Annotated in this window: 2 protein-coding genes; both read right to left on the bottom strand. The window is 49.8% G+C overall.

The features are described 5' to 3' along the window. Window positions 1-400 (bottom strand): MFS transporter (locus tag AC1DRJ_RS29715; protein ID WP_477805269.1); only part of this gene is annotated, 400 nt, incomplete at its 3' end. Between the two features lie 299 nt (window positions 401-699). Continuing rightward, a partial coding sequence (locus AC1DRJ_RS29710; protein WP_477805268.1) for an AMP-binding enzyme occupies window positions 700-956 on the bottom strand: 257 nt, incomplete at its 5' end.

The following is a 956-nucleotide window of genomic DNA, read 5'->3' as shown; positions in this document are numbered from 1 at the left end:
TTTGAGCGGTGCACACAGGCAATACGCCGCCAATACCCAAGCCGGCGATGAAGCGCATGATGCTGAAACTGACAGGGTCGTTAGTGAAACCCGCACCGGCTGTGAAAAGGCTGAACAGTGCGACGCACATAGCAACCATTTTCGGACGACCGATACGGTCGGCAAGTGTTCCAAGGAAGATCGCTCCAAGCATCGTGCCGAATAGGGCGGAACCCGCCATGATTCCTGCGCTAGTGGGGGCAATCTGCATATCTTGCATAATAGCGGGAAGGGCCGCTCCACCGATGGCGAGATCGTAACCATCGATCACAAGTATTAGCATGCACCAAAAAAGTATGAGTCGGTGAAATCGGTTGAACTTTGAATTGCTGGCGAGCGCGTACACGTTAACTGTCTGCATATTATGTATCCTTCAGTATTGTTGTATTTATGAAGTGCACATCCAGTGGGGATTTCGGTATCAGGCCACTTCGTGAGAAGAGCCTCCGAGTTGGCAGTCTACAGCATGAAAATTTGGCGTTCTCTGCACAGCGCAACTCGGACTTAGTAAACTACTGCCTGTATGCGTAGTGCATTAAGGCGTCATGCTCCCACAAGCATCCAAAGATTGCTTCAAGATCATCAAATACATAAATGATGAGTCATCAAAGTCGTCGAATAGTTGATTTAGAACTTTCGTGCGTTCCCGACTCTTAAGCATCAAACTTGCTGCTTAGCAATCTCCTGATTGCGTAGGATGAAACGTTGCAGTTTGCCGCTAGGTGTTTTCGGCAATTCATTGACGAACTCGATTTCCCGGGGGTAGGCATGAGCCGCGAGGCGCTGGCGGACATGTAACCTCAATGTTTCGGCTAGTTCCGGGCTTGGTAGATATTGCTTGTTTAGTACCACGAAGGCCTTAATCAACTCTGTACGCTGCGGGTCGGGTTTTCCGATTACGGCTGCCTCAATCACGG

This window comes from Pseudomonas sp. P5_B2, from assembly GCF_056400445.1.
The sequence above is the reverse complement of the archived record's forward strand: the minus strand, read 5'-3'. Positions and strand labels throughout refer to the sequence as shown.